This is a genomic window from Labrys okinawensis, assembly GCF_047345005.1.
In the GTDB taxonomy this organism is placed as follows: Bacteria; Pseudomonadota; Alphaproteobacteria; order Rhizobiales; family Labraceae; genus Labrys; species Labrys okinawensis.
In genome coordinates this window covers 2,705,106-2,730,522 of the sequence record NZ_CP178864.1, presented here as the reverse complement: position 1 = coordinate 2,730,522, position 25,417 = coordinate 2,705,106, and the positions used below count along the sequence as shown (strand labels likewise).

Annotated in this window: 15 protein-coding genes and 2 pseudogenes; 12 read left to right on the top strand and 5 right to left on the bottom strand. The window is 63.1% G+C overall.

Annotated elements, in window-relative coordinates:
- Positions 1-32: 32 nt before the first annotated feature.
- Positions 33-266: pseudogene (locus tag ACMDCR_RS12700) on the top strand (IS481 family transposase); the annotation flags it as partial.
- Here the strand turns inward: ACMDCR_RS12700 and ACMDCR_RS12695 are convergent.
- On the bottom strand, positions 241-1,269 hold the full coding sequence (locus ACMDCR_RS12695; RefSeq protein ID WP_413993604.1) for a sulfotransferase domain-containing protein: 1,029 nt from the start codon (positions 1,267-1,269) through the stop codon (positions 241-243). The pseudogene ACMDCR_RS12700 and the gene ACMDCR_RS12695 overlap by 26 nt on opposite strands.
- 636 nt (positions 1,270-1,905) lie before the next feature.
- Between ACMDCR_RS12695 and ACMDCR_RS12690 the strand changes: the two genes are divergently transcribed.
- Complete coding sequence (locus ACMDCR_RS12690) at positions 1,906-3,183, top strand: DUF3422 family protein (RefSeq protein WP_413992870.1); 1,278 nt, start codon at positions 1,906-1,908, stop codon at positions 3,181-3,183.
- Between the two features lie 220 nt (positions 3,184-3,403).
- Complete coding sequence (locus ACMDCR_RS12685; protein WP_413992869.1) at positions 3,404-3,802, top strand: Crp/Fnr family transcriptional regulator; 399 nt, start codon at positions 3,404-3,406, stop codon at positions 3,800-3,802.
- A 323-nt stretch (positions 3,803-4,125) separates the two neighbouring features.
- On the opposite strand, the gene ACMDCR_RS12680 is transcribed toward ACMDCR_RS12685, so the two are convergent.
- Entirely contained in the window at positions 4,126-6,201 is a 2,076-nt protein-coding gene (locus tag ACMDCR_RS12680; RefSeq protein ID WP_413992868.1) for a YadA family autotransporter adhesin, read from the bottom strand.
- A 188-nt stretch (positions 6,202-6,389) separates the two neighbouring features.
- Here ACMDCR_RS12680 and istA point away from each other — a divergent pair, with 188 nt between their 5' ends.
- The gene (gene istA, locus ACMDCR_RS12675) at positions 6,390-7,913 is read left to right on the top strand and encodes an IS21 family transposase (RefSeq protein ID WP_413989053.1); all 1,524 of its coding nucleotides are present in this window, start codon (positions 6,390-6,392) and stop codon (positions 7,911-7,913) included.
- A complete protein-coding gene (gene istB / locus ACMDCR_RS12670) occupies positions 7,903-8,697 on the top strand; it encodes an IS21-like element helper ATPase IstB (protein ID WP_413991136.1) in 795 nt (264 codons plus the stop codon). The genes istA and istB overlap by 11 nt, the downstream gene beginning before the upstream one ends.
- Positions 8,698-8,751: 54 nt before the next feature.
- Here istB and ACMDCR_RS12665 read toward each other — a convergent pair whose 3' ends face one another.
- Complete coding sequence (locus ACMDCR_RS12665) at positions 8,752-14,103, bottom strand: beta strand repeat-containing protein (RefSeq protein WP_413993603.1); 5,352 nt, start codon at positions 14,101-14,103, stop codon at positions 8,752-8,754.
- A gap of 781 nt (positions 14,104-14,884) precedes the next feature.
- On the opposite strand from ACMDCR_RS12665, the gene ACMDCR_RS12660 reads away from it, so the two are divergent.
- From ACMDCR_RS12660 to ACMDCR_RS12645, 4 genes and pseudogenes are all read left to right on the top strand, one after another.
- Positions 14,885-15,025, top strand: coding sequence for a hypothetical protein (locus tag ACMDCR_RS12660; protein WP_413992867.1), 141 nt, complete (start codon positions 14,885-14,887; stop codon positions 15,023-15,025).
- A gap of 1,564 nt (positions 15,026-16,589) precedes the next feature.
- On the top strand, positions 16,590-16,889 hold the full coding sequence (locus tag ACMDCR_RS12655; protein WP_413992866.1) for an acetyl-CoA carboxylase biotin carboxyl carrier protein subunit: 300 nt from the start codon (positions 16,590-16,592) through the stop codon (positions 16,887-16,889).
- Positions 16,889-18,259: pseudogene (atzF, locus tag ACMDCR_RS12650) on the top strand (allophanate hydrolase); the annotation flags it as partial. The gene ACMDCR_RS12655 and the pseudogene atzF, both read left to right, overlap by 1 nt.
- Positions 18,260-18,445: 186 nt before the next feature.
- The gene (locus tag ACMDCR_RS12645) at positions 18,446-19,096 is read left to right on the top strand and encodes a glutathione S-transferase family protein (protein ID WP_413992865.1); all 651 of its coding nucleotides are present in this window, start codon (positions 18,446-18,448) and stop codon (positions 19,094-19,096) included.
- Between the two features lie 12 nt (positions 19,097-19,108).
- Here ACMDCR_RS12645 and ACMDCR_RS12640 read toward each other — a convergent pair whose 3' ends face one another.
- A complete protein-coding gene (locus tag ACMDCR_RS12640) occupies positions 19,109-19,501 on the bottom strand; it encodes an amidase (RefSeq protein WP_413992864.1) in 393 nt (130 codons plus the stop codon).
- Between the two features lie 224 nt (positions 19,502-19,725).
- Here ACMDCR_RS12640 and ACMDCR_RS12635 point away from each other — a divergent pair, with 224 nt between their 5' ends.
- On the top strand, positions 19,726-22,047 hold the full coding sequence (locus ACMDCR_RS12635; protein WP_413992863.1) for a Tex family protein: 2,322 nt from the start codon (positions 19,726-19,728) through the stop codon (positions 22,045-22,047).
- Between the two features lie 108 nt (positions 22,048-22,155).
- Here ACMDCR_RS12635 and ACMDCR_RS12630 read toward each other — a convergent pair whose 3' ends face one another.
- A complete protein-coding gene (locus ACMDCR_RS12630) occupies positions 22,156-22,614 on the bottom strand; it encodes a nuclear transport factor 2 family protein (RefSeq protein ID WP_413992862.1) in 459 nt (152 codons plus the stop codon).
- A gap of 339 nt (positions 22,615-22,953) precedes the next feature.
- Here ACMDCR_RS12630 and ACMDCR_RS12625 point away from each other — a divergent pair, with 339 nt between their 5' ends.
- Positions 22,954-23,739 (top strand): ImuA family protein, encoded by a 786-nt coding sequence (locus tag ACMDCR_RS12625; protein WP_413992861.1) that lies wholly within the window; start codon positions 22,954-22,956, stop codon positions 23,737-23,739.
- Positions 23,654-25,375 (top strand): Y-family DNA polymerase, encoded by a 1,722-nt coding sequence (locus ACMDCR_RS12620; protein ID WP_413992860.1) that lies wholly within the window; start codon positions 23,654-23,656, stop codon positions 25,373-25,375. Before ACMDCR_RS12625 ends, ACMDCR_RS12620 begins: the two co-directional genes overlap by 86 nt.
- The last annotated feature ends 42 nt before the right edge of the window (positions 25,376-25,417 follow it).

The following is a 25,417-nucleotide window of genomic DNA, read 5'->3' as shown; positions in this document are numbered from 1 at the left end:
TCGATCCTAAGTCGTCAGGAAGAGGATGATCTATGGCAGGAGTTCTTTACCGCGGCGCCCGCACGACGCCGCGTATTTGCGCCGAACTCCAAGCCTCGCAAGACAGCAGCCGGACCCTTGCCGTCCGCTATGGTCTGAACCCCAAGACCGTCAGCAAGTGGCGCAATCGCACCACAACCAGCGATGAGCCTATGGGATCGAAAGCGCCGAGGAGCATGCCCAGGACCAGCGCATCACTGGTTATAAGGCGCGGGATGGAATTCCGCTCGCACGCGTCTTCTGTTTTCTTTTTTTGACCCGCGACCTGTGTCGCGTCAGACGCCCTGCCAGGAAAACAAGGACAATCAAGGCGACCACATGGTCCACCATGCCATAGGGGGCTGCATCAGGGATCAGATCGATTGGCAGCAGCCAATAGATCACCGCCAAGGATACCAGCAATGCTGGAACGAAGCGCCTTATCAGCAGCTCGTTCCACTGATTGGAGTCGATCGGTGACGGGGATCTTTGCGGCAATGTCGTCCGCACCACTCGTGGAGCCGCTGGGACGATGGACGGCGGAAGGGCTTCGCCGGCAAGTATAGCCGCGCCGTGGGCGTTGAGCATCTGAAAATATGGATCTGCAGCAGCCTCCGGGTAGAGCGCCAGCAACGCCAATACGTCCCGAACTGCTTCCGGACTTAGAGCGTTGCCGCGCCCGCTCACTCCCACATTAAGGCGGCTTGCCTTCGCATTTCGTACGAATTGGACTGCAGCCTCGATATCCGATGCGCCCACGGTTGCTCCTGCGAAGGAAAGAATGTCGCGGACGGCCTTTGCAGGGTCCGCCACGACCTCTTCATAACTGAGGATTAGGGCATGCCGCGCTTTGCGCCAGCTCATGTAGAAGTTCAGATACCAAGGCAGAGCCAGGCGGATGATCATCCGGTCAAGGGTGGCATCGTCGAGATCTGCATGATACGGCTCCAGAAAAATCATCGGCCAGATATGGCTCTCATTTCTCAAGTGGTCGCGAATACTCACGACGGCATCATATAGGCTGCGAATGAGGACCACCGGTTTGATACGGTAGTCATGGCACATCTGGTCGGTCCAGTCACTGTAACGAACATGAAGCTGCGCAACATAGTTGATATCATTCACTTGCTGCAGGCAGCTTTCGTCGAGTTCCTGCTCGCGTCTGCAACCTGACGGGACCGGAATCGCCCGCGTCCAACCTGGCAATTGACTGATGACGTCGGACAGAAATGTCGATCCGGATTTTGGCATGCACGCAATGAGAACATGAATCGCCGAGGCCTCTTCTCTGAGCACGTTAACTTCTTCTCCTGTGCTTGGTCAGCGGGCAACCAGACGAGGCTTTGAGAGCATCAAACCTTTCCAGGGCCGGTGGTCCAATTGGGTGCCGAGCCCCTTCGCATGTTGCTCAAGCACAACAAAAGTGTCCCAAAAACATCGACACTATGTGGGATAATTTCCCACTTACTTATAATGTCGATCGCTGGCCATCGTCAACTCCCGCAATCGAATTGTGTGGATTTTTCCCACATCTTGGAGTCAAAGGCGGTTAGGCGGTGTCAAGGGTTTGCAAAGCGGCTCTGCGCAACAATCATTCAACAGGAAGGGCAACATCAGCGGAGACCCCTCCTTGCCGCTAATGGATATGACGCCTGACAGATCCCGGAGCGCGAGCGTAAACGGCGTCGTCCCCGGATGGCCGCCCATACTGGCTAACGTGTCGTTCGACCGCGGCAAATGGATGCGGGCCTCGATGCGCGCGGCCTTCTCGTGTCAATTCGCAGGAATATGAGGTATGGCGGCGACACCGGCCTTGTCTTTGAGCCTTTGGAGAGTTTGAACCCGTGCACTGTCCATGCCGACGCGGGAGTGGGGGGAATTGAGACCATGACGGCACGTGCCGCACCGGACGCGGGTGGATCCGTGTTCGTTGAGCATCCGAGCAGGGAAGCCATCTATGCCGAGTTGCATGCTCGGGCCATCGAGCCAATCGCCACTTCCGCGCGTATCCGAAGAGTATCGTTCATGCCCGGGCCCAACGGGCCTGCGCTGCAGGAAGTCGCCGCTCGTTTCGCTGCGTTTGCCGGGATGCCTACTTTGTCGCCCGATGACGGCCGCATCCGTCACATCAAGGCCGAACGAAGCGGTCGCAAGATCACCTGGGAGCTTCATAACGAATTTGCGACGCTGACCTGGCAATCGGTGCTCACGGACTGGGAGGCGTGGCCGGAGGACATCGGGCTATCGTGTTTCGAGGGGCTTCAACTCGTAAGCGCCACGCGCATCGATCTCACGGACACCTTCACCATTACCGAGGAAGCCCTGGTAGGGTTCAACCCCATCACTTTGTGCTATTCCGACATGTATGCGGGCCATGCGCAGGTAGCCACGGACTTCAAGCGCGATCGCGATGGTTTCACGCGCTATGAGCTGGCCGCGGGCCAATGCAACGTACTTCGCCGCGGCGTCCTCGTGCGCCGATTGCTGGAGATCGAGACCTACAGCAATTTCGTGTTGCTCGGCCTGCCCGTCGCACGCTCCTACGCGCCGACGATCCAGGGACTGGAGGCCGCGCTGAGCGGCGTGATGGGCCGCATTGGCCACGCTCATTCGCTTGCCGAAAACCGCGTAGCCCTCGACGGTATCCATGCCCTTTCCGCCGAGGTCGGTCGCGGTATCGAAGAGACCAGCTTTCGTTTTGCAGCAAGCCAGGCCTATGCCGACGTGCTCAAGACACGTTTGGTGCAATTGGTGGAAACGCCGATCGGCGAATTCACCACGATCGAACGCTACCTGACCAACCGCACCGATCCGGCGGTGGCAACCTGCCTGGCGACGGAGAAAAGGCTCAAGGCACTGGCGATGAAGCTGCAGCGATCCGCCGAGCTCCTCAACGCCCATATCAGCCTCAATCTGGAAATGCAGAACCAGACGATCCTCGATACGATTTCGCGAACCTCGGAGAGCCAATATCGTCTGCAGGAAACGGTCGAGGGTCTCTCGATCATCGCGATCTCCTACTACGCGCTCGCGATCCTCGGCTACATCATCGAAGGCTTCAGCCATATCTGGCATGTCGACAAAGGGATCGTCATGCTCTGCGCCGCGCCCATCATGCTGCTCCTGGTCTGGAGGGGTATAAAAAGGCTGCGAAAAGCGGCGTGAGCACTCGGAAAAATGGCTCCCTTTGGGGGTGAACCAAACTTACCTGGCCAATACCGCCGACGGATTGAATCCTGCGTATTCTGGATGCATGGCCTGCGCGGCGCGTTCGCGTCTGTCGCGAGATAGCCGCCAACTTTGAATTGGAACGAAGCCGATTATTACGATATGATGACACCCGAATGAAATTTCGATAACAATTCTTTGATTGGGCGAGGTAACGATGAACGATCTTTCTTCGACGACTAGGTCTGCAGCCCCGCCTATCGATTTTCGCCAACTAGCTCGCGGTCTGGGGACTGTGATTAATTATGCCGCCGGGGATGTTGTCTTTCGGCAGGGCGACACGCCAAAATATGCGTACATAATTCTCAGAGGTGTAGTTGAAGTCAGTAGTCATGATAAAATTATTGAACAAGTCACCGAAGGACGAGCGTTCGGTATTGTATCTTTGATTGATAATAAGCCAAGATCGGCTACGGCAAAGGCCATAGAGGCGTCCGAAATTGCACTTCTCGATGCAAGACAATTTCGATACATGGTTGAAACCACGCCGAATTTTGTCTGGTATGTGCTGGCGGAAATCGTTGACCGGCTACGGGCTACGAATTCTGCCTTGTGATCGGAATTGAGAGGGCCAAAAGCTTTGCCCCAGCCCGCGCCGTCGTGCTGGCTTGCGCTGAGATTTGCTGCTTCACCCTCCTCATCGACGGCCGGCCTTCGTGCAGCTGTAGCTTCATCCGCAACGATGATTTAGATGGAACTGTCCATAACGGCGGCAAGGTGACGGCGACTCTGCTGGGCACGCCGGCGCCGAGATCTTCGCGCCCTCTGGGATCGAGCGGTTGGTGCTGATGATCGAGGCTGCAGGATAGCCTATCGTCCAAAAGAAAAGCCCCGGTTTCCCGGGACTTTTCAGTTTGAGGAGCTCTGACATCTGCCGCGTCAGTTGAAAGTATAGGACAGGCCACCCATCACACCGAAATCAGGCTTGCGGGCACCTGGCGAATAGGTGCCGGCGAGGTTGGCGCGCCACTTGGCATCCTCGGAGGTCCAGCCAATACCGGCGGCGATGCCGACCTGGCTGTGATAGACCGACATGCCGGCCGCAGCGGAGATCTTGCCCGGACGGTCGTCGTAGCGCAGGGCCGAGGCAGCCATCGCCTGGGCGATACCGCTGCGAGCCTCGTTCTGGTTGTGTGAAATCTGGCTTTGCAGGTTGGAAATGCTGTTGCCGATACCGTTGAACTGCGAGTCGAGGGCGGTGATAGCGGTACCGACGCTGTTGTAGGTCTTGCCGCCAACCGTATAGTTGGGACGGCTGATCGTCCCGTCGCTCTTCACGACTGAGTTGCCGCCGAGCGCAGTCGCCACGGATTGAGCCGTACCGTATAGCTGCGAGCCGTTTACCGCATCCGTCGAGGCCGCGTAGATCGTCCCGGCGCCGACGCCTGTGATCTTCTGCTTGCCCGCGTAGATTCCGCTGGTGGTGATGCTCGGGCCACCATTGGCAATGGTCAAGCCGGTCCCGCTAATGGTTGTGTCGCCCACCGTCATGCCGTCCTTGGTGATCGACGTTCCGCCCGTTCCGCCGACCGATATACCACTGGCGGTCATGGTCGTTTTTCCGACCGAGATGCTGTTGGCGACGTTCACCTTGTCGGACAGGGCGAACTTCACTTGCGTGCCGGTCTGGCTGATCACCATGTTGCCGTCGGCGCTGCTTAGATCGACATTGCCGTTGGGCGCGACATTGGTGGCTGTGCCACCATTGGTGCTGAGATTCCAGCCCGCGCCAACCAGCTGCTGCACCGCATAAAGCTGCGAGCCGTTCACCGCATCGGTCGAGGTCGCAGTCACCGTGCCGTTGGCGACATTGCTGATGGTTGTGCCGTTGGCGCCACCGAGCGTGATGGAGCTCTTGTTCGAGCGAGCATCGTACTGGACAGCGTCGTCGGCAAGCTGCGTTACCTGCTGGCCCACGGCCTGGACGGCCTGGTTGGTGGCGTAAAGCTGCGAGCCGTTGACGGCGTCGGTCGATGTCGCCGTGATCTGGCCTGCGGCCACGTTGGTGACCGTGCGCTCGGCACCTGCTGTGCCGACGCTGACCGTCGAGGTCGCGTTGGTGCCCGCGAAGGTATAGGCCGTGCCGGCGATGGTGGTGCCGGTAGTGTTGACGACCGCGGCCGTGGTCGAGCCGGAGCCGAGCGCCACATCATTGGCATTGTTTGCCTTGGCACCCGAACCGACGGCGACCGTGTTGGCGGCAGCGCCCAGCGCCGTATCCCCGAGGGCAACCGCGCCGGCTGCTCCGGCATTCGAATTGTTGCCGGCCGCGAACGAGCCCTGCCCGGTGGCTGTGCTGGTGTTGCCCAGCGCCACCGCGCCCTGCCCGTTGGCCGTGTTGTTGGCGCCCATCGCCACGGCGCCCGTGCCAATGGCGGTGTTGGGATCGCCGATCGCCACCGCGCCGTCGCCCTGGGCCGTGTTGCCCAGACCGATCGACACCGCGCCGCCGCCCGCCGTGGCGGCATTGGCGCTGGCGCCCGCACCGATGGCGACGTTCTGGCCGGTGGCGCCCGAGACGGCGCTCACGCCCATGGCGATGCCGTTGGCCCCGCGGGCCGAAGCAAACTGGCCGATCGCCATGGCGCCCGTCGCGCTGGCATTGCTGTCGAGGCCCAGGGCAATGGCACCTGTGCCCGCCGCCGTCGCGACGGCGTTGGGGCCGACAGCGATGCTGTCGGGGCCATTGGCCTGGCTGTCACCCTTGGTCGAATTGGCGTGGAAATACTTGATGCCGCCACCATTGAGCGAGCCGCCGATCTGGTCGATCACCCCCTGCACCGAACTATATTGGTTGCCGCCATAATTCAGCGCAGTGGTGACGGTGCCAGTCGTGGGATCGTAGCTTGAGCCGCCGCCGAGGCCGTTGGCCATGGAGTTGCCAAGATTGCTGATGGTGGTGTTGGTGGCGAAGAGCTGGCCGCCATTTACCGCATCGGTCGAGCCCGCCGCCACCGTGCCATTGGCGAGGTTGGTGATCCTCTGGGCCGTACCCGAACCATGGCTGGCGTCATAAGCATTGAGCGACGGTGTTGATTTCCACTGAGAAGTGACCCAGTCGGAGGGGATTTTTCCATCGAGAATTGACCCATGTTCGAAGCTCCCCCTGTGCGGCTAGCGCAGGGGACGACGGAGTGATCAACATGGAGTTATTGAGCGTCATTCGACGCTGGCACTACCGGGACCATTTGCCGATCCGGGAGATATGCCGACGCACTGGGCTATCGAGGAACACAGTTCGCAAGTATTTGCGCGCCGAGCGGATTGAGCCTCGGTTCGCTGTTCCCGATCGGCCCAGCAAGCTTGATCCTTATGTGGACAAGCTGTCGGCGATGCTGCGGGTGGAAGCCGGCAAGAGCCGCAAGCACAAGCGCACGATCAAACAGTTGCATGCCGATCTGACAGTCCTTGGTTACGGAGGCTCCTACAATCGGGTGGCGGCCTTCGCGCGCGAATGGAAGGCAGCCCGCCAGCATGAGCAGCGCACCAGCGGTCGTGGCACCTTCGTGCCGCTGGCCTTCGTGTCGGGCGAGGCGTTCCAGTTCGACTGGTCCGAAGACTGGGCCATCATCGGCGGCGAGCGAACCAAGCTGCAGGTTGCCCACTTCAAGCTGTCGTGCAGCCGCGCCTTCACGCTGCGGGCCTATCTCCAGCAAAGCCACGAGATGCTGTTCGATGCCCACAATCACGCCTTCCGTGTCCTGGGCGGCGTGCCGCGCCGAGGGATTTACGACAACATGCGCACGGCGGTCGACAAAGTCGGCCGTGGCAAGGATCGCCAGGTCAACATCCGCTTCTCGGCAATGGTCAGCCACTTCTTGTTCGAGGCCGAGTTCTGCAATCCCGCCTCAGGTTGGGAGAAGGGACAGATCGAGAAGAACGTCCAGGATGCCCGGCATCGGCTGTGGCAGCCCATGCCGAACGTCCCGTCCCTGGAGGCGCTGAACGACTGGCTTGAGACACGCTGCCGGGACCTATGGTCCTTGACCCCGCACGGCGTCCAATCCGGAACCGTCGCCGATGTCTGGAACGAGGAGATCCGTCATCTGATGCCGGTCCAACGCCCCTTCGATGGTTTTGTCGAATACACCAAGCGCGTCTCACCGACCTGCCTGATCCATCTGGAACGTAACCGCTACAGCGTTCCAGCTTCCTTCGCCAATCGACCGGTCAGCGTCAGGCTCTATCCAGACCGCATCGTCGTCGCAGCCGAGGGCCAGGCTATCTGCGAGCATCGGCGGGTCTTTGTCCGGTCCCATTCCCAACAGGGCCAGACGATCTATGATTGGCGCCATTATCTGGCGGTCATCCAGCGCAAACCAGGAGCCCTGCGCAACGGTGCCCCCTTTGCCGATTTGCCGGATGCCTTCCGATCGTTGCAACACCGCTTGCTCAAAACGCCAGGCGGCGACCGCGAGATGGTCGAGATCCTGGGGCTCGTGCTTCAGCATGACGAACAGGTCGTGCTGACGGCCGTCGAACTGGCATTGAGTGCAGGTGTTCCGACCAAGACCCATATCCTCAACCTGCTGCATCGCCTGATCGACGGCAAGCCGATCACCCCACCAACCGTGGACGCTCCCCAGGCTCTGGTTCTGACCACTGAGCCCAAGGCCAATGTCGAACGTTATGAGGCCCTGCGCCGGGAGGCTCGCCATGCGTCATAATCCGGCAAGCGGCGCTCTCGTCATCATGCTGCGCAGCCTCAAGATGCACGGCATGGCCCAGGCCATCGGCGAATTGACCGAACAGGGCTCCCCGGCCTTCGAGGCCGCCATGCCGATCCTGGCGCAACTCCTCAAGGCCGAGACAGCCGAACGCGAAGTTCGATCAACGGCCTATCAGCTCAAAATCGCCCGCTTTCCAGCCTACCGAGACCTCAGCGGCTTTGACTTTACTTCCAGCGAGGTCAACGAGGCTCTCGTGCGCCATCTCCATCGCTGTGAGTTCCTCGAGGACGCTCATAATATCGTCCTGATCGGCGGCCCCGGTACGGGCAAGACCCACATCGCCACCGCACTCGGCGTTCAGGCGATCGAACATCATCATAAACGCGTTCGCTTCTTCTCAACCGTCGAACTCGTCAATGCTCTCGAGCAGGAAAAGCTCCAGGGAAAGGCCGGTCAGATTGCCGGTCGCCTCGTCCACTCCGACCTCGTTATCCTCGACGAATTAGGATACCTGCCCTTCAGTGCCTCGGGTGGCGCGTTGCTCTTCCACCTGCTCTCCAAACTCTATGAGCGCACCAGCGTTGTCATCACCACCAATCTCGGGTTCAGCGAATGGGCTTCCGTCTTCGGCGATGCCAAGATGACCACTGCGCTCCTCGATCGCCTCACCCATCACTGCCATATCCTGGAGACCGGAAACGACAGCTTCCGCTTCAAAAACAGCTCTGCGAAAAGTCCAAAGCCAGCAAAGGAGAAGGCACGAAACTTGACCTCAGCCTGACACACAAACATCATCGGGGCGGGTCAGTTCTCAATGGAAATCCCGGGTCACTTCTCAACGGAAATCAACACTCGACAGGCCGGTTGAAAGCGAAGATACGCCCGTCGACAGTGAGGCGACGCCGCTCGACGTCGAGGTGGAGAGCGAGGTCACGGTGCTGTTCGTGCTCGACAAGCCCGTCGACAGCGAAGACGCACTCGTCGACAGCGAGGCGATGCCGGTCGACGTCGAAGTCGACAGCGAAGACACGCCCGTCGAAAGCGAGGCGATGCCGGTCGAGGTCGAGGTCGACAGTGAAGATACGCCCGTCGACAACGAGGCGACGCCGCTCGACGTCGAGGTCGATAGCGAGGCCACCGTGCTGTCCGTGCTCGACAGGCCGGTGGACAGAGAGGCAACACCGCTCGAGGTAGAGGTTGAGAGCGACGCTACGCTGCTGTCTGTGCTCGAGAGGCCGGTCGACAGCGAGGCGACACCACTCGACGTCGAGGTCGACAGCGAAGACACACCCGTCGAGAGCGAGGAAATACCGGTCGAGGTCGAGGTCGACAGCGAGGCCACCGTGCTGTCGGTACTCGACAAGCCGGTCGAAAGCGAGGCGACGCCACTCGAGGTCGAGGTGGAGAGCGACGTCACAGTGCTATCGGTGCTCGACAGGCCGGTGGACAGCGAGGCGACACCGCTCGAGGTAGAGGTTGAGAGCGACGTCACGGTGCTGTCCGTGCTCGACAGGCCGGTGGACAATGAGGCGACGCCGCTCGATGTCGAGGTCGACAGCGACGTCACGTGGCTATCGGTGCTCGACAGGCCGGTCGAAAGCGAGGCGACACCACTCGACGTCGAGGTCGACAACGACGCCACCGTGCTGTCCGTGCTCGACAGGCCGGTGGACAACGAGGCAACACCGCTCGACGTTGAGGAGGAGAGCGACGCTACGCTGCTGTCTGTGCTCGACAAGCCGGTGGACAATGAGGCGACGCCGCTCGAGGTCGAAGTGGAGAGCGACGTCACCGTGCTGTCTGTGCTCGACAGGCTGGTCGAAAGCGAGGCGACGCCGCTTGAGGTCGAGGTCGACAGCGACGCCACCGTGCTGTCCGTGATCGACAGGCCCGTCGACAGCGATGCCACGCTGCTATCGGTGCTCGACAAGCCCGTCGACAACGAGGCGACGCCACTCGACGTCGAAGTCGACAGCGAGGTCACCGTGCTGTCGGTGCTCGACAGGCCGGTCGAAAGCGAGGCGATGCCGGTCGACGTCGAGGTGGATAGCGAAGATGCACCCGTCGAGAGCGAGGCGACGCCACTCGACGTCGAAGTCGACAGCGACGTCACCGTGCTGTCCGTGCTCGCCAAGCCGGTTGACAGCGACGCCACACTGCTGTCGGTGCTCGACAGGCCGGTGGACAATGAGGCGACGCCGCTCGACGTCGAGGTCGACAGCGAGGTCAGCGTGCTGTCCGTGCTCGACAGGCCGGTGGACAACGAGGCAACACCGCTCGACGTCGAGGTGGAGAGCGACGCCACGCTACTATCCGTACTCGACAGGCCGGTCGAAAGCGAGGCGACGCCGCTCGACGTCGAGGTGGAGAGCGACGCCACCGTGCTGTCTGTGCTCGACAAGCCGGTCGAAAGCGAGGCGATGCCGGTCGACGTCGAGGTGGACAGCGAAGATGCGCCCGTCGAGAGCGACGCCACGGTGCTGTCGGTGCTCGACAGGCCAGTAGACAATGAGGCAACACCGCTGGACGTCGAGGTCGACAACGACGCCACCGTGCTGTCTGTGCTCGACAGGCTGGTGGACAACGAGGTGATACCACTCGACGTCGAGGTCGACAGCGACGTCACCGTGCTGTTCGTGCTCGACAAGCCCGTCGACAGCGAAGACGCACTCGTCGACAGCGAGGCGATGCCGGTCGAGGTCGAGGTCGACAGTGAAGATACGCCCGTCGACAACGAGGCGACGCCGCTCGACGTCGATGTCGATAGCGAGGCGACACCACTCGACGTCGAGGTCGACAGCGAGGCCACCGTGCTGTCGGTACTCGACAAGCCGGTCGACAGCGAGGTGATGCTGCTCGAGGTCGAAGTGGAGAGCGACGTCACCGTGCTGTCTGTGCTCGACAGGCCGGTGGACAACGAGGCGACACCACTCGACGTCGAGGTCGACAGCGAGGCCACCGTGCTGTCCGTGCTCGACAGGCCGGTCGAAAGCGAGGCGACGCCGCTCGACGTCGAGGTGGAGAGCGACGCCACCGTGCTGTCTGTGCTCGACAAGCCGGTCGAAAGCGAGGCGATACCGGTCGACGTCGAGGTGGACAGCGAAGATGCGCCCGTCGAGAGCGACGCCACGGTGCTGTCGGTGCTCGACAGGCCAGTAGACAATGAGGCAACACCGCTGGACGTCGAGGTCGACAACGACGCCATCGTGCTGTTCGTGCTCGACAGACCTGTCGAAAGCGAGGCAACACCGCTCGAGGTAGAGGCTGAGAGCGACGTCACGGTGCTATCCGTGCTCGACAGGCTGGTGGACAACGAGGCAACACCGCTCGACGTCGAGGTCGACAGCGAGGCCACCGTGCTGTCCGTGCTCGACAGGCCGGTGGACAATGAGGCGACGCCGCTCGAGGTCGAGGTGGAGAGCGACGTCACGGTGCTATCGGTGCTCGACAGGCCGGTGGACAGCGAGGCAACACCGCTCGACGTCGAGGTGGAGAGCGACGCCACCGTGCTCTCCGTGCTCGACAGGCCGGTCGAAAGCGAGGCGACGCCGCTTGAGGTCGAGGTCGACAACGACGCCACCGTGCTGTCGGTGCTCGACAGGCCGGTCGACAGCGAGGCGACGCCGCTCGATGTCGAGGTCGAAAGCGACGTCACGGTGCTGTCGGTGCTCGACAGGCCGGTCGAAAGCGAAGACACGCCCGTCGACAATGAGGCGATGCCGGTCGAGGTCGAGGTCGACAGCGACGTCACCGTGCTGTTCGTGCTCGACAGACCTGTCGAAAGCGAAGACGTACTCGTCGACAGCGAGGCGATGCCGGTCGAGGTCGAGGTCGACAGCGACGCCACCGTGCTGTCCGTGCTCGACAGGCCGGTGGACAACGAGGCAACACCGCTCGACGTCGAGGTCGACAGCGAGGCCACCGTGCTGTCTGTGCTCGACAAGCCGGTGGACAATGAGGCGACGCCGCTCGAGGTCGAAGTGGAGAGCGACGTCACGGTGCTATCGGTGCTCGACAGGCCCGTCGACAACGAGGCGACGCCACTCGACGTCGAAGTCGACAGCGACGTCACGGTGCTATCGGTGCTCGACAAGCCCGTCGACAGCGAGGCGATACCGGTCGAGGTCGAGGTCGACAGCGACGTCACCGTGCTGTTCGTGCTCGACAGACCCGTCGACAGCGAGGCAACGCCGCTCGAGGTAGAGGTTGAGAGCGACGCTACGCTGCTGTCTGTGCTCGACAAGCCGGTCGAAAGCGAGGCGACGCCGCTCGACGTCGAAGTCGACAGCGAGGTCACCGTGCTGTCCGTGCTCGACAGGCCCGTAGACAACGAGGCAACACCGCTCGAGGTTGAGGTCGACAGCGAGGTCACCGTGCTGTCCGTGCTCGACAGGCCCGTAGACAACGAGGCAACACCGCTCGAGGTTGAGGTCGATAGCGAAGTCACCGTGCTGTCCGTGCTCGACAGGCCGGTCGAAAGCGAGGCGATGCCGGTCGACGTCGAGGTGGACAGCGAAGATGCGCCCGTCGAGAGCGACGTTACGGTACTGTCCGTGCTCGACAGGCCGGTGGACAGCGACGCCACGCTACTGTCCGTGCTCGACAGGCCGGTGGACAGCGAGGCGACACCGCTGGACGTCGAGGTCGACAACGACGCCATCGTGCTGTTCGTGCTCGACAGACCTGTCGAAAGCGAAGACGCACTCGTCGACAGCGAGGCGATGCCCGTCGAGGTCGAGGTCGACAGCGACGTCACCGTGCTGTTCGTGCTCGACAGACCCGTCGACAGCGAAGATGCACTCGTCGACAGCGAGGCGATGCCCGTCGAGGTCGAGGTCGACAGCGACGTCACCGTGCTGTTCGTGCTCGACAAGCCCGTCGACAGCGAAGACGCACTCGTCGACAGCGAGGCGATGCCGGTCGAGGTCGAGGTCGACAGCGACGTCACCGTGCTGTTCGTGCTCGACAGACCCGTCGACAGCGAAGACGCACTCGTCGACAGCGAGGCGATGCCCGTCGAGGTCGAGGTCGACAGCGACGTAACCGTGCTGTTCGTGCTCGACAAGCCCGTCGACAGCGAAGACACACTCGTCGAGAGCGAGGCGATGCCCGTCGAGGTCGAGGTCGACAGCGAAGACACGCCCGTCGAGAGCGAGGCAATACCGGTCGAGGTCGAGGTCGACAGCGACGTCACCGTGCTGTTCGTGCTCGACAAGCCCGTCGACAGCGAAGACGCACTCGTCGAGAGCGAGGCGATACCGGTCGAGGTCGATGTCGATAGCGACGTCACCGTGCTGTTCGTGCTCGACAGACCCGTCGACAGCGAAGACACACCAGTCGAAAGCGAGGCGATACCAGTCGAGGTCGAGGTCGACAGCGACGTCACCGTGCTGCTCGCGCTCGACAGACCCGTCGACAGAGAAGACACACCAGTCGACAGCGAGGCGATACCCGTCGAGGTCGAGGTCGACAGCGACGTCACACTGCTGTTCGTGCTCGACAGACCTGTCGACAGCGAAGACGCACTCGTCGACAGCGAGGCGATACCCGTCGAGGTCGAGGTCGACAGCGACGTAACCGTGCTGTTCGTGCTCGACAGACCCGTCGATAGCGACGACACGCCCGTCGACAACGACGAGATGCCCGTCGAGGTCGAGGTTGAAAGAGAGGAGATGCCCGTCGAAAGGGTCGAGGCTACGCTGAAAAGTTGGCTGCCATTGATCGCGTCGGTGGAGGTTGCGGAGACCCGGCCGGCGGCAACGCTCGTCAACTCGCGGTTGCCGATGTCGACCGTGCCGATCGGCGAAGTGCCGGCGAAGCCGCTAAAGGTGGTGCTACCGAGCGAGAAGGACGAGGTGCCCACCGCGGCCGTGCCGGCGTTCGAGCCGCTGCCGATGGCGACGCTGTTGGCGATCGAGGCTTTCGCGGAGGCACCGATGGCGGTTGCGTTCGTCGCAGAGGCAACGGCGCTGTCGCCAATGGCAAAGGTGCTGCTTCCCGTCGCGTTGCTGTTGTTGCCGATGGCGACCGCGGCCGTGCCGTTGGCGGTATTATTGGCACCCAGACCCACTGCGCCAGTGCCGTTAACGGTGTTGGGATCACCGATGGCGACCGCGCCATTGCCATTGGCGGTCTGGCCGAGGCCGATGGCGACGGCGCTGTTGTTGGCGGTCGAGCCCGCGCCCATGGCGACGTTCTGGCCGCTCGCACCAGAAGTGGTGCCCGCCCCCACGGCGATGCCGTTGGCGCCCAGCACCTTGCTGGTGTTGCCGATGGCGACAGCATTCGCCACAAAAGCATTGGAGCTGGTGCCGATGGCGATGGCGTCCGTGTTCCCGGCGCTCGCCGAGAGGCCCAGCGCCAGGGCGTTGCTGTTCAAGGCGACGGCGCTGGTGCCGATGGCGACGGAGTTGGCTATGGTGGTGTTGCCGGAGACACCTGCCGTGCTGGCGGTGCCGATGGCGATGGCGTTCGGGCCGTAGGCGGCCGTGGCGTTGGGGGCGCCGCCAATGGCGAGCGAATAGGCGCCAGAATTGGTAATACCGAGGGTGGAACTGGCGCCGACACGCATCGAGTTGATCGTCGCTCCGGTCTGCCCGCCGCCCAGGCCGAAATTGCCGCTGTTGTCATAGAGTTCGCCACCCAGACTCAGCGACGTCGACGATATCTGGCTGGAATTGCCGTAGAACAGCGCACGATTGGTCTGCGTGGCCTTGTCGGTCGTAACACACTGGGTGCCGGAGTTGCCCACGCCGGTAATGCTGACCGTGCTGTCCGGCAGGGTGCTGTTGCTCGGGCCTAAGAAGCCGTTCACGGCATTGCCGGACGTGGGCCCGCTCGTTGCGAGTTGTCCTATCGAGGCGCTGCCGGTGCCGTTATCGAAAGTGTATACGCACCCGGAATCTGTGCCGTCGTTGATGTAGACGCCAGCACCGGCCAATGCCGGCGAACTGACAGATAAGCCAGCAATGACGAAGGCAATGGCGGAGGCGCTGCTGCTGGTCAGGGAGCCGATGCCGAGACGGTCGCGCTTCAGGCCCAGCACCTTGTGGGCCATGCGCAGCACGGCCATGATGCGGCGCCGCAACGCCCTGCTGATATCCCCGTGAATGCCGACGGCGTGACCGACATGCACGAGACCGTGGCCATTGCGTTTGCCGCGATTGTCGTTTTTGCCCCAGTTATTCACCGTCGATTCCCGTCGCAGAATAGTCGTTACATTGGCGCGGAGACGTTTTCCAAAGGCGCCCCCGCCTTACACGTTCGAGCGGCGGAGCGGTCCCGGTGATGCTGTCGTTCTGCAGCATGCTAGGCTCGGCCTGTTGGTCGTCATCTCATGGCCGATCCGCAACCAATAGTTGCATGGACTGGCCGCACTTGAACTATCCTCCGCCCACCGGCCTTGCGGCCATGGTTTCGGATCTGGAATGCTGGACACCCGTCTCCACCCATCACCAGATATTGTGGCTGGGTTGTTACGGAACGTCCTTATCTCTCCGATTTGTAACGCTCATAACCCGTTTCGTAATTAACACGCAAATCGACAACAATCCGTAACTGTCCACATTTCGGTATCGCTGATCGGAAAACGATCATCTGTCATACCTAGGCAAACGACAGGCAACATGCCCTATTGCAAGATACCGGTAACTTTCAGAGTTGTCGGAGCGAGATCAATTTTACAGTCATTATCAACCCAAGCTTGAGAAACTCTATTGAATCTTTCGTGATTGCGGATAGTCATCGATATATATGAAACGATTTATGGGCCACTATGAGCAGTTTTTGCTAAAAAGTATGTTTTGTGGATATTTCGTTACGTCACTCGGTTGCACGGACGGAAAACTATTAACTGAAAAAATCGTGTCTGCTCAGATTTTGACAACACCGAAATGTTTAGAAAAGATGAAACGAATAGGCGGGGCAGCACGGCAATGAAAAGTCATGAAATCGGTCTCAATACTTGGTTGATGGTTCCTGGCTACCTCCATTCCGGAGCGCTGTTGCGCTTTTGCAACGATCGGGATTTTTTGAGGTTCACAGCGCTTTGAGGGGCTTCTACAGGCCAAAACGGCCGGAATCCACATCCGACGGCCTCTCGCCAACCCCCTTCGAAATGCTTAGATTTGAGCCAGAACCTTCCTCAAAGTAAGCTTTTTATGCCATTTTTGAGCGTTGGAATGGCGAAAACGGCCTGGAGGGACGTCCTTTCCTTGTGGGAATAAATCTTTATTTTTGGAAAAGTAAATCAAGTGCAAGGATATATTGCAAATTTACAAGTGAAAAATGACGCTGGGGAAGGCTGGGAAGGCCTGCGCGATGAAAAACAGATAGATCGAAGGTTTGTCAACCCTGCCGACGACGACTCCCGCAAGGCGAGATCGCGTAGCGCCGTCATCTCCATCGCCGCCCATCTGGGTTGAAGCGGCTGGTCCCTGCCCGCCATTTTCAGAGCATACACAGGCCAAATCTTGGGCAGGCAGGCATCGATTTTCCTATCGCCCGTCGCTGCCTGAGCGGACATATCCGTGCTACCCAGCGGGGTTCGTCCATATTGCCCTTGGCACGCTGCTTGCTCTGTTCGAGACGTCGAGTCGGTGGCCGGGGTTCCGCGTCGGCGGTCCGAGAGCCACCACTGCCTTCAAGGTTGCGTAGCCGGCGGCCTTCAAAGCCGTGCGCCTCGCCTGGAAGGAACAGAGCCTGGACAGCGTCGTCAGCAACGGGGCAAGCGCCGTGGTCTCCGATACCGAAGCGACCGCGCGGCCATGGCGTCGATTATGGGAAATGTCTGGAAAAATACTGATCGAAAAGGGCGATATGATCGCCAAGGGTAACGTGGTCGCGATCATGGAGTCGATGAAGATGGAAATGGAAATCCGCAGCCCAACGCCATGCCGGGTCACCAGGATGCGTTGCCAGGCGGGCCGCGCCGCCAGGACCGGCGACATCTTTGTGTTGCTGGAGACCGCGTGATGCTGCCCGCAATGCTCGATATCGCGACTGTGTCACAAGCCTATCGCAAGGGCACCCTCTCTCCTTCTCAGGTCGTGGAAACCGTGCTGTCGCGCATCGAAAGCCATCCCGACAAGGCGGTATGGATCAGCCGCCTGCCCGACGCGGCGATCCGGGCCTCCGCCAGGGGGCTCGAGGCAACCGTCCCCAGACCGGATCAGCCTCTGTGGGGCATTCCCTTCGCCGTGAAGGACAATATCGACTGCGCCGATCTCGATACCACCGCCGCCTGCCCCGCCTTCGCCTATCGTCCGCAGGCCGATGCCTTCGTGGTTGCACGCTTGAAGGCGGCCGGCGCGCTCCTGATCGGCAAGACCAATCTCGACCAGTTCGCCACCGGCCTCAACGGCACGCGCTCGCCTTATGGCGCGCCGCGTTCGGTGTTCGATCAGCGCTATATCTCCGGCGGCTCGTCCTCCGGCTCCGCGGTGGCGGTGGCCGCCGGCCAGGTTTCCTTCGCGCTCGGCACCGACACGGCCGGCTCGGGCCGCATCCCGGCGGCTTTCAACAATCTCGTCGGCATCAAGCCGACGCGCGGCCTGTTCTCCACCACCGGCCTGGTGCCGGCATGCCGGAGCCTCGACTGCATCAGCGTGCTCGCCGCCACCGTCGCCGAGGCCGGGCTGGTGCGGCGGATCGGCGAGGGCTTCGACGCAGCGGATCCCTATTCGCGCCGCCCGCGTGAGGCGCCGCCCTGGCCGGCCAAAGGGTTCCGGTACGGGGTACTCGGGAAGGCGGAACGAGAATTCTACGGAGACGCGGAGGTCGCGGCCCTCTATGACGCGGCTGATGCCCGGCTCGCGGCCCTCGGCGGCACCAGGGTGGCAATCGACTATGCCCCTTTCCGCGAATGCGCCCGCCTGCTCTATGGCGGCCCCTGGGTTGCCGAACGCCTCGCCGCCATCGAGGCCTTCGTCGACGAGAAGGCCGACGCGATGGATCCGACCGTGCGCGGGATCATCGAAGGCGCGCGCGGCATCAGCGCCGTGGAGGCGTTTCGCGGCGCCTATGCGCTGGAGGCGCTGCGCCGCCGGGCCGAAGCCGAATGGGCGGAGATGGACGTGCTGCTGCTGCCGACGGCGCCGACCATCTATACGGTAGCGGCCATGCACGCCGATCCGATCACCCTCAACTCCAATCTCGGCCGCTACACTAATTTCGTGAATCTGCTCGATTGCTGCGCCATCGCCGTGCCCGCCGGCTTCCGCCAGGACGGCCTGCCGGCCGGCGTCACCCTGATCGCGCCGGCCTTCGCCGACGACGCCATCCTCGCCCTCGCCGAGCGGCTGATGCAGGCCAAGAGCTGGGGCATGGGGATCGACAGACAGGCGGGGTGAACCAGAAGCAGGGACCTTCTCCGCGAGGCGGTTCCGAGACCTCCCAGCCCAAGACCCGCATTGCCAAAGAAAACGAGGAGCGTTGTCGGGAGCCACGCCGGCCTTTCGTCCTCTGGGTGCAAAACGCGAGAACCCTCTCTTCACGCCCGACAGTGTCAGGCAATCACGCGGAGCCTTCCAATGACCCCAACCATCACAGCCTTTGAACGGTCGCCCGACCGCGGCAGGGGACAGGCGCGTGACATGCGTGTTCGTTGGGCGCTCGAAGAAGTGGGCCAACCCTATGACGTTCGTCTTGTTTCGTTCAGCGAGATGAAGGAACCCGCTCATCGCGCGCTCCATCCATTCGGGCAGATTCCGACGTATGAGGAAGGCGATCTCGCTCTGTTCGAGTCGGGGGCGATCGTGTTCCATATCGCCGAGCGCCATGGCCGCCTGCTGCCAGACGATGCGAATGCCCGGGCGCGCGCTGTTACATGGATGTTTGCAGCGCTCAGCACGGTGGAGCCGCCGATCCTTGAACTGGCAAACGCCAGGCTTCTGGAGAGTGACAAGCCCTGGAGCAAGGAACGCCTGCCTCTGGTCGAGGATCGCGTTCGAGACCAGTTGAAGCAACTTTCCGCTCGCCTTGGCAGTGACGACTGGCTCGATGGGGGCTTCAGCGCCGGCGACCTGATGATGGTGTCGGTGCTCCGCAGGTTGAATCGATCGGGGCTGCTGGACGAATATCCCAACCTCTCCGCCTATGTCGTACGCGGCGAAGCGCGGCCGGCCTTCAGGCGTGCCTTCGATGCTCAACTGGCGGTTTTCGCCGCGGCATCGACCGGCTGACGAGAAGGTCGCCTACCCCGCCTGCAGCGCCATGAAGGCCCGCCAGCCGCCCAGCGCGGTGATATCCTCGGCCCCGTCCATCGCCCGCGGTTCGGCGACGAAACCCTTGACGCTGGTGCCGTCCTCGAGCGCCACCGTGCCGATCGCGAGTGGAGCGGGAACCTCCGCGACGAAGCTGCCGAATGCGGCGACATCGAGCTCATAGATCTCGAGCTCGATCGAGCCGCCGCCTGCGGCATGCACCAGGGCAGGCTTGGGCGGGATCGTGCCGATCATGGCGTAGAGCCGGTAGCTCGGCGCCGTGCGGCTGGTGCGTACGAAGCGCGCCTGCCGGGAGGTGAGCTGATGATGCAGCGGCATGCCCGCGAGATGGGCCCCGACCACGGCGAGCTGGACTGAGGTCATGGCGTCATTCCGTCACGATCATGCGCGCGGCCGTGGGATTGAAGCCGCAGCAGGGGTTGTTATCCATGAAAGTAGATTTCTTTCAGAGTCGTAAGCAAGGAAATTTCCATTCGCGCCAGGCGTGGCGACAGGCTGTGGAGAAGCAGGCCCGCGCAGCCTGGACCATGGCGGTCCCGGCCGCTCTTCATTAAGGTGCCCGGCCCATCACGTGGAGCGAGGAGCGCATGACCGGAACAAGAGACAGCGGACGCATCGCCTCGATCATCGCATCGGATATCAACGCCAGGCCCCAGCAGGTGATCGCCGCCATCACGCTGCTCGACGAGGGAGCGACGGTCCCGTTCGTGGCCCGCTACCGCAAGGAGGCGACTGATGGCCTCGACGACACGCAGTTGCGCCTGCTGGCCGAGCGGCTCGCCTATCTGCGCGAACTCGAGGCGCGGCGCGATACCATCCTTTCCTCCATTCGCGAGCAGGGCAAGCTCACGGACGAGCTCGAAGCCAAGATCGCCGCCGCCGTCACCAAGACGGAGCTGGAGGACATCTACCTCCCCTACAAGCCCAAGCGCAGGACCAAGGCCGAGGTCGCGCGCGAGCGGGGGCTGGGCCTGCTGGCCGAGGCTATCCTGGCGGACAGGTCGGCCGTGCCGGCGGCACTGGCCAAGACCTATCTCACGGATGAAGTGCCTGACACCAAGGCGGCGCTTGAAGGCGCGCGCGATATCCTGGCCGAACAATTCGCCGAAAACGCCGATCTCGTCGGCCGCCTGCGCGCCTATATGAAGGAAAGGGCCTTCCTGCACTCCCGCGTCATCGACGGCAAGCAGGATGCCGGTGCGAAGTTCTCCGACTATTTCGACCATGTCGAGAAATGGTCCGGCGTACCAAGTCACAGGGCGCTGGCGATGCTGCGTGGGCGCAACGAGGACGTGCTGTCGCTGGACATCGAGGTCGATGCCGACCACGCCTCGCCCGTGAAGCCGGTGGAGCGCATGATCGTGCAGGCCTATGCGATCGGCAGTATCCTCCCGGGAGACCGCTGGTTGATGGAGATCGCTAGCTGGACCTGGCGCGTCAAGCTCTCGCTGCACCTCTATCTCGACCTGATGGGAGACCTGCGCGCCCGGGCCGAGGAGGAGGCGATCCAGGTCTTCGCGCGCAACCTCAAGGACCTGCTGCTCGCTGCGCCGGCCGGCTCCCGCGCCACGATGGGACTCGATCCCGGCATCCGGACGGGCGTGAAGGTCGCCGTGGTCGACGGCACGGGCAAACTGGTTGCAACAACCACCGTCTACCCCTTCCCGCCGAAGAACGACGTTCGGGGCACGCAGGCCGAACTCGCCGGCCTCGTCCGCAAGCACGGCGTGGAGCTGATCGCCATCGGCAACGGTACCGGCAGCCGCGAGACCGAGAAGCTGGTGGCAGAGATGCTGTCCGGTCTTCCTGCGCCGAAACCGCTCAAGGTGATCGTGAGCGAAGCGGGAGCGTCGGTCTATTCGGCCTCCGAAACGGCCGCGGCAGAGTTCCCGGATCTCGACGTCTCGCTGCGCGGCGCCGTGTCGATCGCGCGAAGGCTGCAGGATCCCCTGGCCGAGCTGGTGAAGATCGAGCCGAAATCAATCGGCGTGGGACAATATCAGCACGATGTCGATCAGTATCGCCTGGCGCGGTCCCTGGATGGCGTGGTGGAGGACGCGGTGAACGCCGTCGGCGTCGACCTCAACACGGCCTCCGCCTCGCTGCTGGCGCGCGTGTCCGGCCTCGGCGCCTCGCTGGCGGAAGGCATCGTCGCGCATCGCAATGCCAGCGGGCCGTTCTCGAACCGGAAGGACTTGCTCAAGGTCAGCCGTCTCGGCCCGCGCGCCTTCGAGCAATGCGCCGGCTTCCTGCGCATCCCTAGGGGCAGTGAGCCGCTGGACGCCTCGGCCGTGCACCCGGAAGCCTATGGCGTGGCCAAGAAGATCGTCGCGGCCTGCGGGCGCGATGTGCGCACGCTGATGGGCGACAGCGCCGCCCTCAGGGCGATCGATCCGCGCCTCTTCGTGGACGAACGCTTCGGCCTGCCGACCGTGCGCGACATCATCGCGGAACTCGAGAAGCCCGGCCGCGATCCGCGCCCCGAATTCAGGACCGCGACCTTCGCCGAGGGCGTCGACAACATCAAGGACCTGAAGCCCGGCATGCTGCTGGAGGGCACGGTGACCAATGTCGCGGCCTTCGGCGCCTTCGTCGATATCGGCGTGCATCAGGACGGCCTCGTGCACGTCTCCCAGCTGGCGGACCGTTTCGTGAAGGACGCGCATGAGGTGGTGAAGGCCGGCGACGTCGTGAAGGTGCGCGTCGTCGAGGTCGACATCCCGCGAAAGCGCATTGCCCTGTCGATGCGCCGCGACGCCAGCGCCGGCGCCGGCGCTGCGAAACCAGTGCGGCGGGACGACAGCAGGGACAAGCAGAACACGCCGCGGCCCGGCCCCGGCCGGCCGGACAAGTCCGGCGGCCAGGGCGCTTTCAGCGCGGCGTTGGCGGAAGCTCTCAAGAAGCGTTAGGGAGGGCTGCTTTACGACAGAGACAGGGCGCACTGGGGGCGGGTCTTCAGACCCGGCTCTGCCGCCCGCTCGCCCCATAGGGGCCCGGGTCTGAAGATCCGCCCCCCATTACGGAGCCGACGCGCGCGTATCCGTCCAATCGACCATCAGCTTGCGTTCGGCGAACAGCCAGGTGCCTTTCTGTTTCACGAACTGATCGAGATAGCGGATCGAAGCGATCATCAGCGACCGCTTCTCGCCGTCCACCGTCAGATGATGGGCGATGCAGTAGCTCTCGCCGGTGGCGCTGTTAGCCTCGAGGCGGATGGTGCTCTGCCCGTTGAAATGCGTCGTGGCCCGATATTGGTTCAGGTCGGCGAAGACAGGGGCGAGCGCCTCCCGGCCATGGAGGACATAGGTCGGCTCTGGCGCCTTGCTGTCCATGAAGACATGGAAGGCCGTGTCCTCGGTGAACAGCGCCATCTGTCCCGCGGCGTCGCGCCGGTCGGCGCAATGGGCATAGGCATCGATCAGGTCCCGGATGGCGAGCCGGTCGGCTGCTTCTTCGGGTGTGATGGTCTTCGGCATGGTCTCTCCTTGGGCCTGTCGTCCATTATGGATAGCGCGGAGTGAGGTCGGATTGGGAGAGCGAAAATCATCTCTCATGGCGTGAACGGCCATGGCAGGAAGGGCGAAGATGGTGCTCGACATGGAACCGCTCGAACGGCGAATGAAAACTATGCCCGCTTGCAAGCGTCGGTGGTGAAGACCCCCTTATCCCTTTGAAAAGAAATGCACTTCTTACCTCGGTGGTGGAAAGGGTGTTTTTACCATGTTTGACTCCAGGCGGGTTTCGAGCGTCTTATCCTGAGACTCCACTTGAAATGTTCTTGTTTTGTTCTAGTCTGGGTGAAACGGATTTCGCCCATGACGATACGCGTACCCCCTCCTGCCGAGTTTTCTGACGAGCGTGCCGAGAAGCTGGCGAGCCTGCGCCTGCTCTTGCCCCGGCTCGAACATGTGCATGCCGATGCCGGCGTCCTGCCTTTCGGCATCGGGGACGTGGATCGGAAGCTGCCGGGCGGCGGGCTGGCGCTCGACGGGCTGCATGAGATCGCGCCGCGGACGATCTTCGACACGGCCTCGGCGCTGGCTTTCCTCGTCTCCCGCCTGGTGCACAGGCAGGACAAGGGCGCGGTCTGGCTGGTCACCTCGCCGCGCGGACTGGACGGGCTCGGCCGGCTCCATGGGCATGGGGTGCGGAGTCTCGGGCTCGATCCGGCCCGGCTCGTGCTGGTCCACGCCGGCAGCGAGGTCGAGGCGGCCTGGGCGCTGGAGGAAATCCTTCATTCCGGCGCGGCTTCCGCGGTCGCGGCGCTGACAGGAGGCGGCCTCGATGCTGCCAGCAGCCGGCGCCTGCAGCTCGCTGCTGCCTCGGCGCCCTGCCCGCTTTTTCTGCTGCGCCCTCCCCTCGCCCCATCCGCCACCGTCGCCGTCACCCGCTGGCGCATCGGCGCGGCAGCGGGCCCGCGCGACCGGTTCGGCCTTCTTACCGCCTGGCGATGGCGCGTTCAGTTGGAACGCAGCCGCAACGGGCAAAGCGGTCTCTGGCTCATGGAGTACGACCATGTCACGCATCGTCTCGATCTGGCTGCCACGCTGGCCGATCCAGCGTTTTCTGATTGCCCAGTCCAAAGCGCCAAGGTCGCCTGAGACGATCGATCCGCGCAGCCCCTTCATCCTCACGATCGAAGCTGCGGGCGGGCCACGCATCGCCTCGGCCAGCCGGCTGGCGGAACAGGAAGGCCTGGCGGCAGGCGGGCTGGTGGCCGATGCCCGCGCCAAGGTGCCGGGCCTGCAGACGCGTCCGCTTGCGCCTGAGGCCGACGCCCAGGCACTGCACCGCCTCGGCCTGTGGGCCCTGCGCTACACCCCTGCTATCGCCCTCTATCGCGAGTCGGATGGCGCAGACGGGCTCTTCCTCGACATCACCGGCGCCAGCCATCTTGCCGGCGGCGAGGAGGCCCTGCTCGCCGACATCGTCAAGCGCCTGCGCCAGTTCTCGCTCGGCGCGCGGGTGGCCCTTGCCGATACGCCCGGCGCCGCCTGGGCCCTGTCGCGCTTCCACTCCCAGGCGAATTTCATCCTGGCCGAAGGCGCCGATCCCGGTCCGGCGCTGACAGGCCTGCCGTTACAGGCCCTGCGCCTGCCCGACGATCTTTGCCAGACGCTGCGGCGTCTCGGCTTCAAACAAGTCGGCGACCTCATCGGCAAGCCGCGCGCACCCTTCGCCTCGCGCTTCGATCCCCTGCTGTTGCGGCGTTTCGACCAGGCCATGAACATGCGCGACGAGGCCCTCGCCCTGGTCGAGCCGCCGCCGATCTATCACCGCAGCCGCCAGTTGCTGGAGCCGGTAGTGAGCCAGGCGGCCGTGGTGCATGTCGCCACCCGCCTGATGCAGGATCTCGTACCGGCCCTCACCCGCGACGGCGTCGCCGCTCGTGTGCTGCAGCTGCGGCTCTTCCGTGTCGATGGCGAGGTGCGCACCATCCATATCGGCCTCGCTTCCGCCACGCGCGATCCCAGTCATGTCGCGAGACTCGTTACGCTCGACCTGGAACGCCTGGGGGAAACCATCGACGCCGGCTTCGGCTTCGAGACCATCAGTCTCGCCGCCACCCGTACCGAGAAGATCGGCAGCCGCCAGTCCCGCCTGTCGCTGCGCGATGGTCGGCGCCAGCCCGAAGCCGATCCCGGCGAGCGCCGCACAGAACTGATCGACGCCCTGCGCCAGCGCCTCGGCCCCGGGACAGTGCGCCAGCTTCATCCGGTGGAACGGCACGATCCCGCCCGCTCCGAGACGGCTCGCGACGCCGAAGAGGGCGAGCCCGTCTGGCCAAAGCCTGACCGCCTGCCCCTGCGCCCGCCCCTCTTCCTCGACCAGCCCGAACCCTTGCAGATCCTCGCCACCAGGCCGGACGGGCTGCCCGGCCATTTCCGCTGGCGCGGCGCCCCTCACCACATCACACAATTGCAGGGACCGGAACGCATTGCCGCCCCCTGGTGGGAACAAGTGGCTCCGGCCCTATCCACCATCGCCCGGGAGGAGTTCGGCTGGAGCAAGAAGGGCGATACTCCGGGCAGCATTCCTGCCGGCGAGACCACGACCAGCCAGAAGCGCAACCGCTTCGAGGACGACGAAGCCGGGCGCGAACGCTCCGTGTTGCTGCCGGCGCCGGCGCGGCACGATCATTATGTCGCCGAGACACAGGGCGGCCAGCGCTTCTGGCTCTGCCGCGAGGCGACTCCCCGGCAGGTGAACTGGTTCATGCGGGGGCTGTTCGCATGAGGAGCAGGCAGGACGAGAGGCGAGCCTTCGCTGGGACCGCAG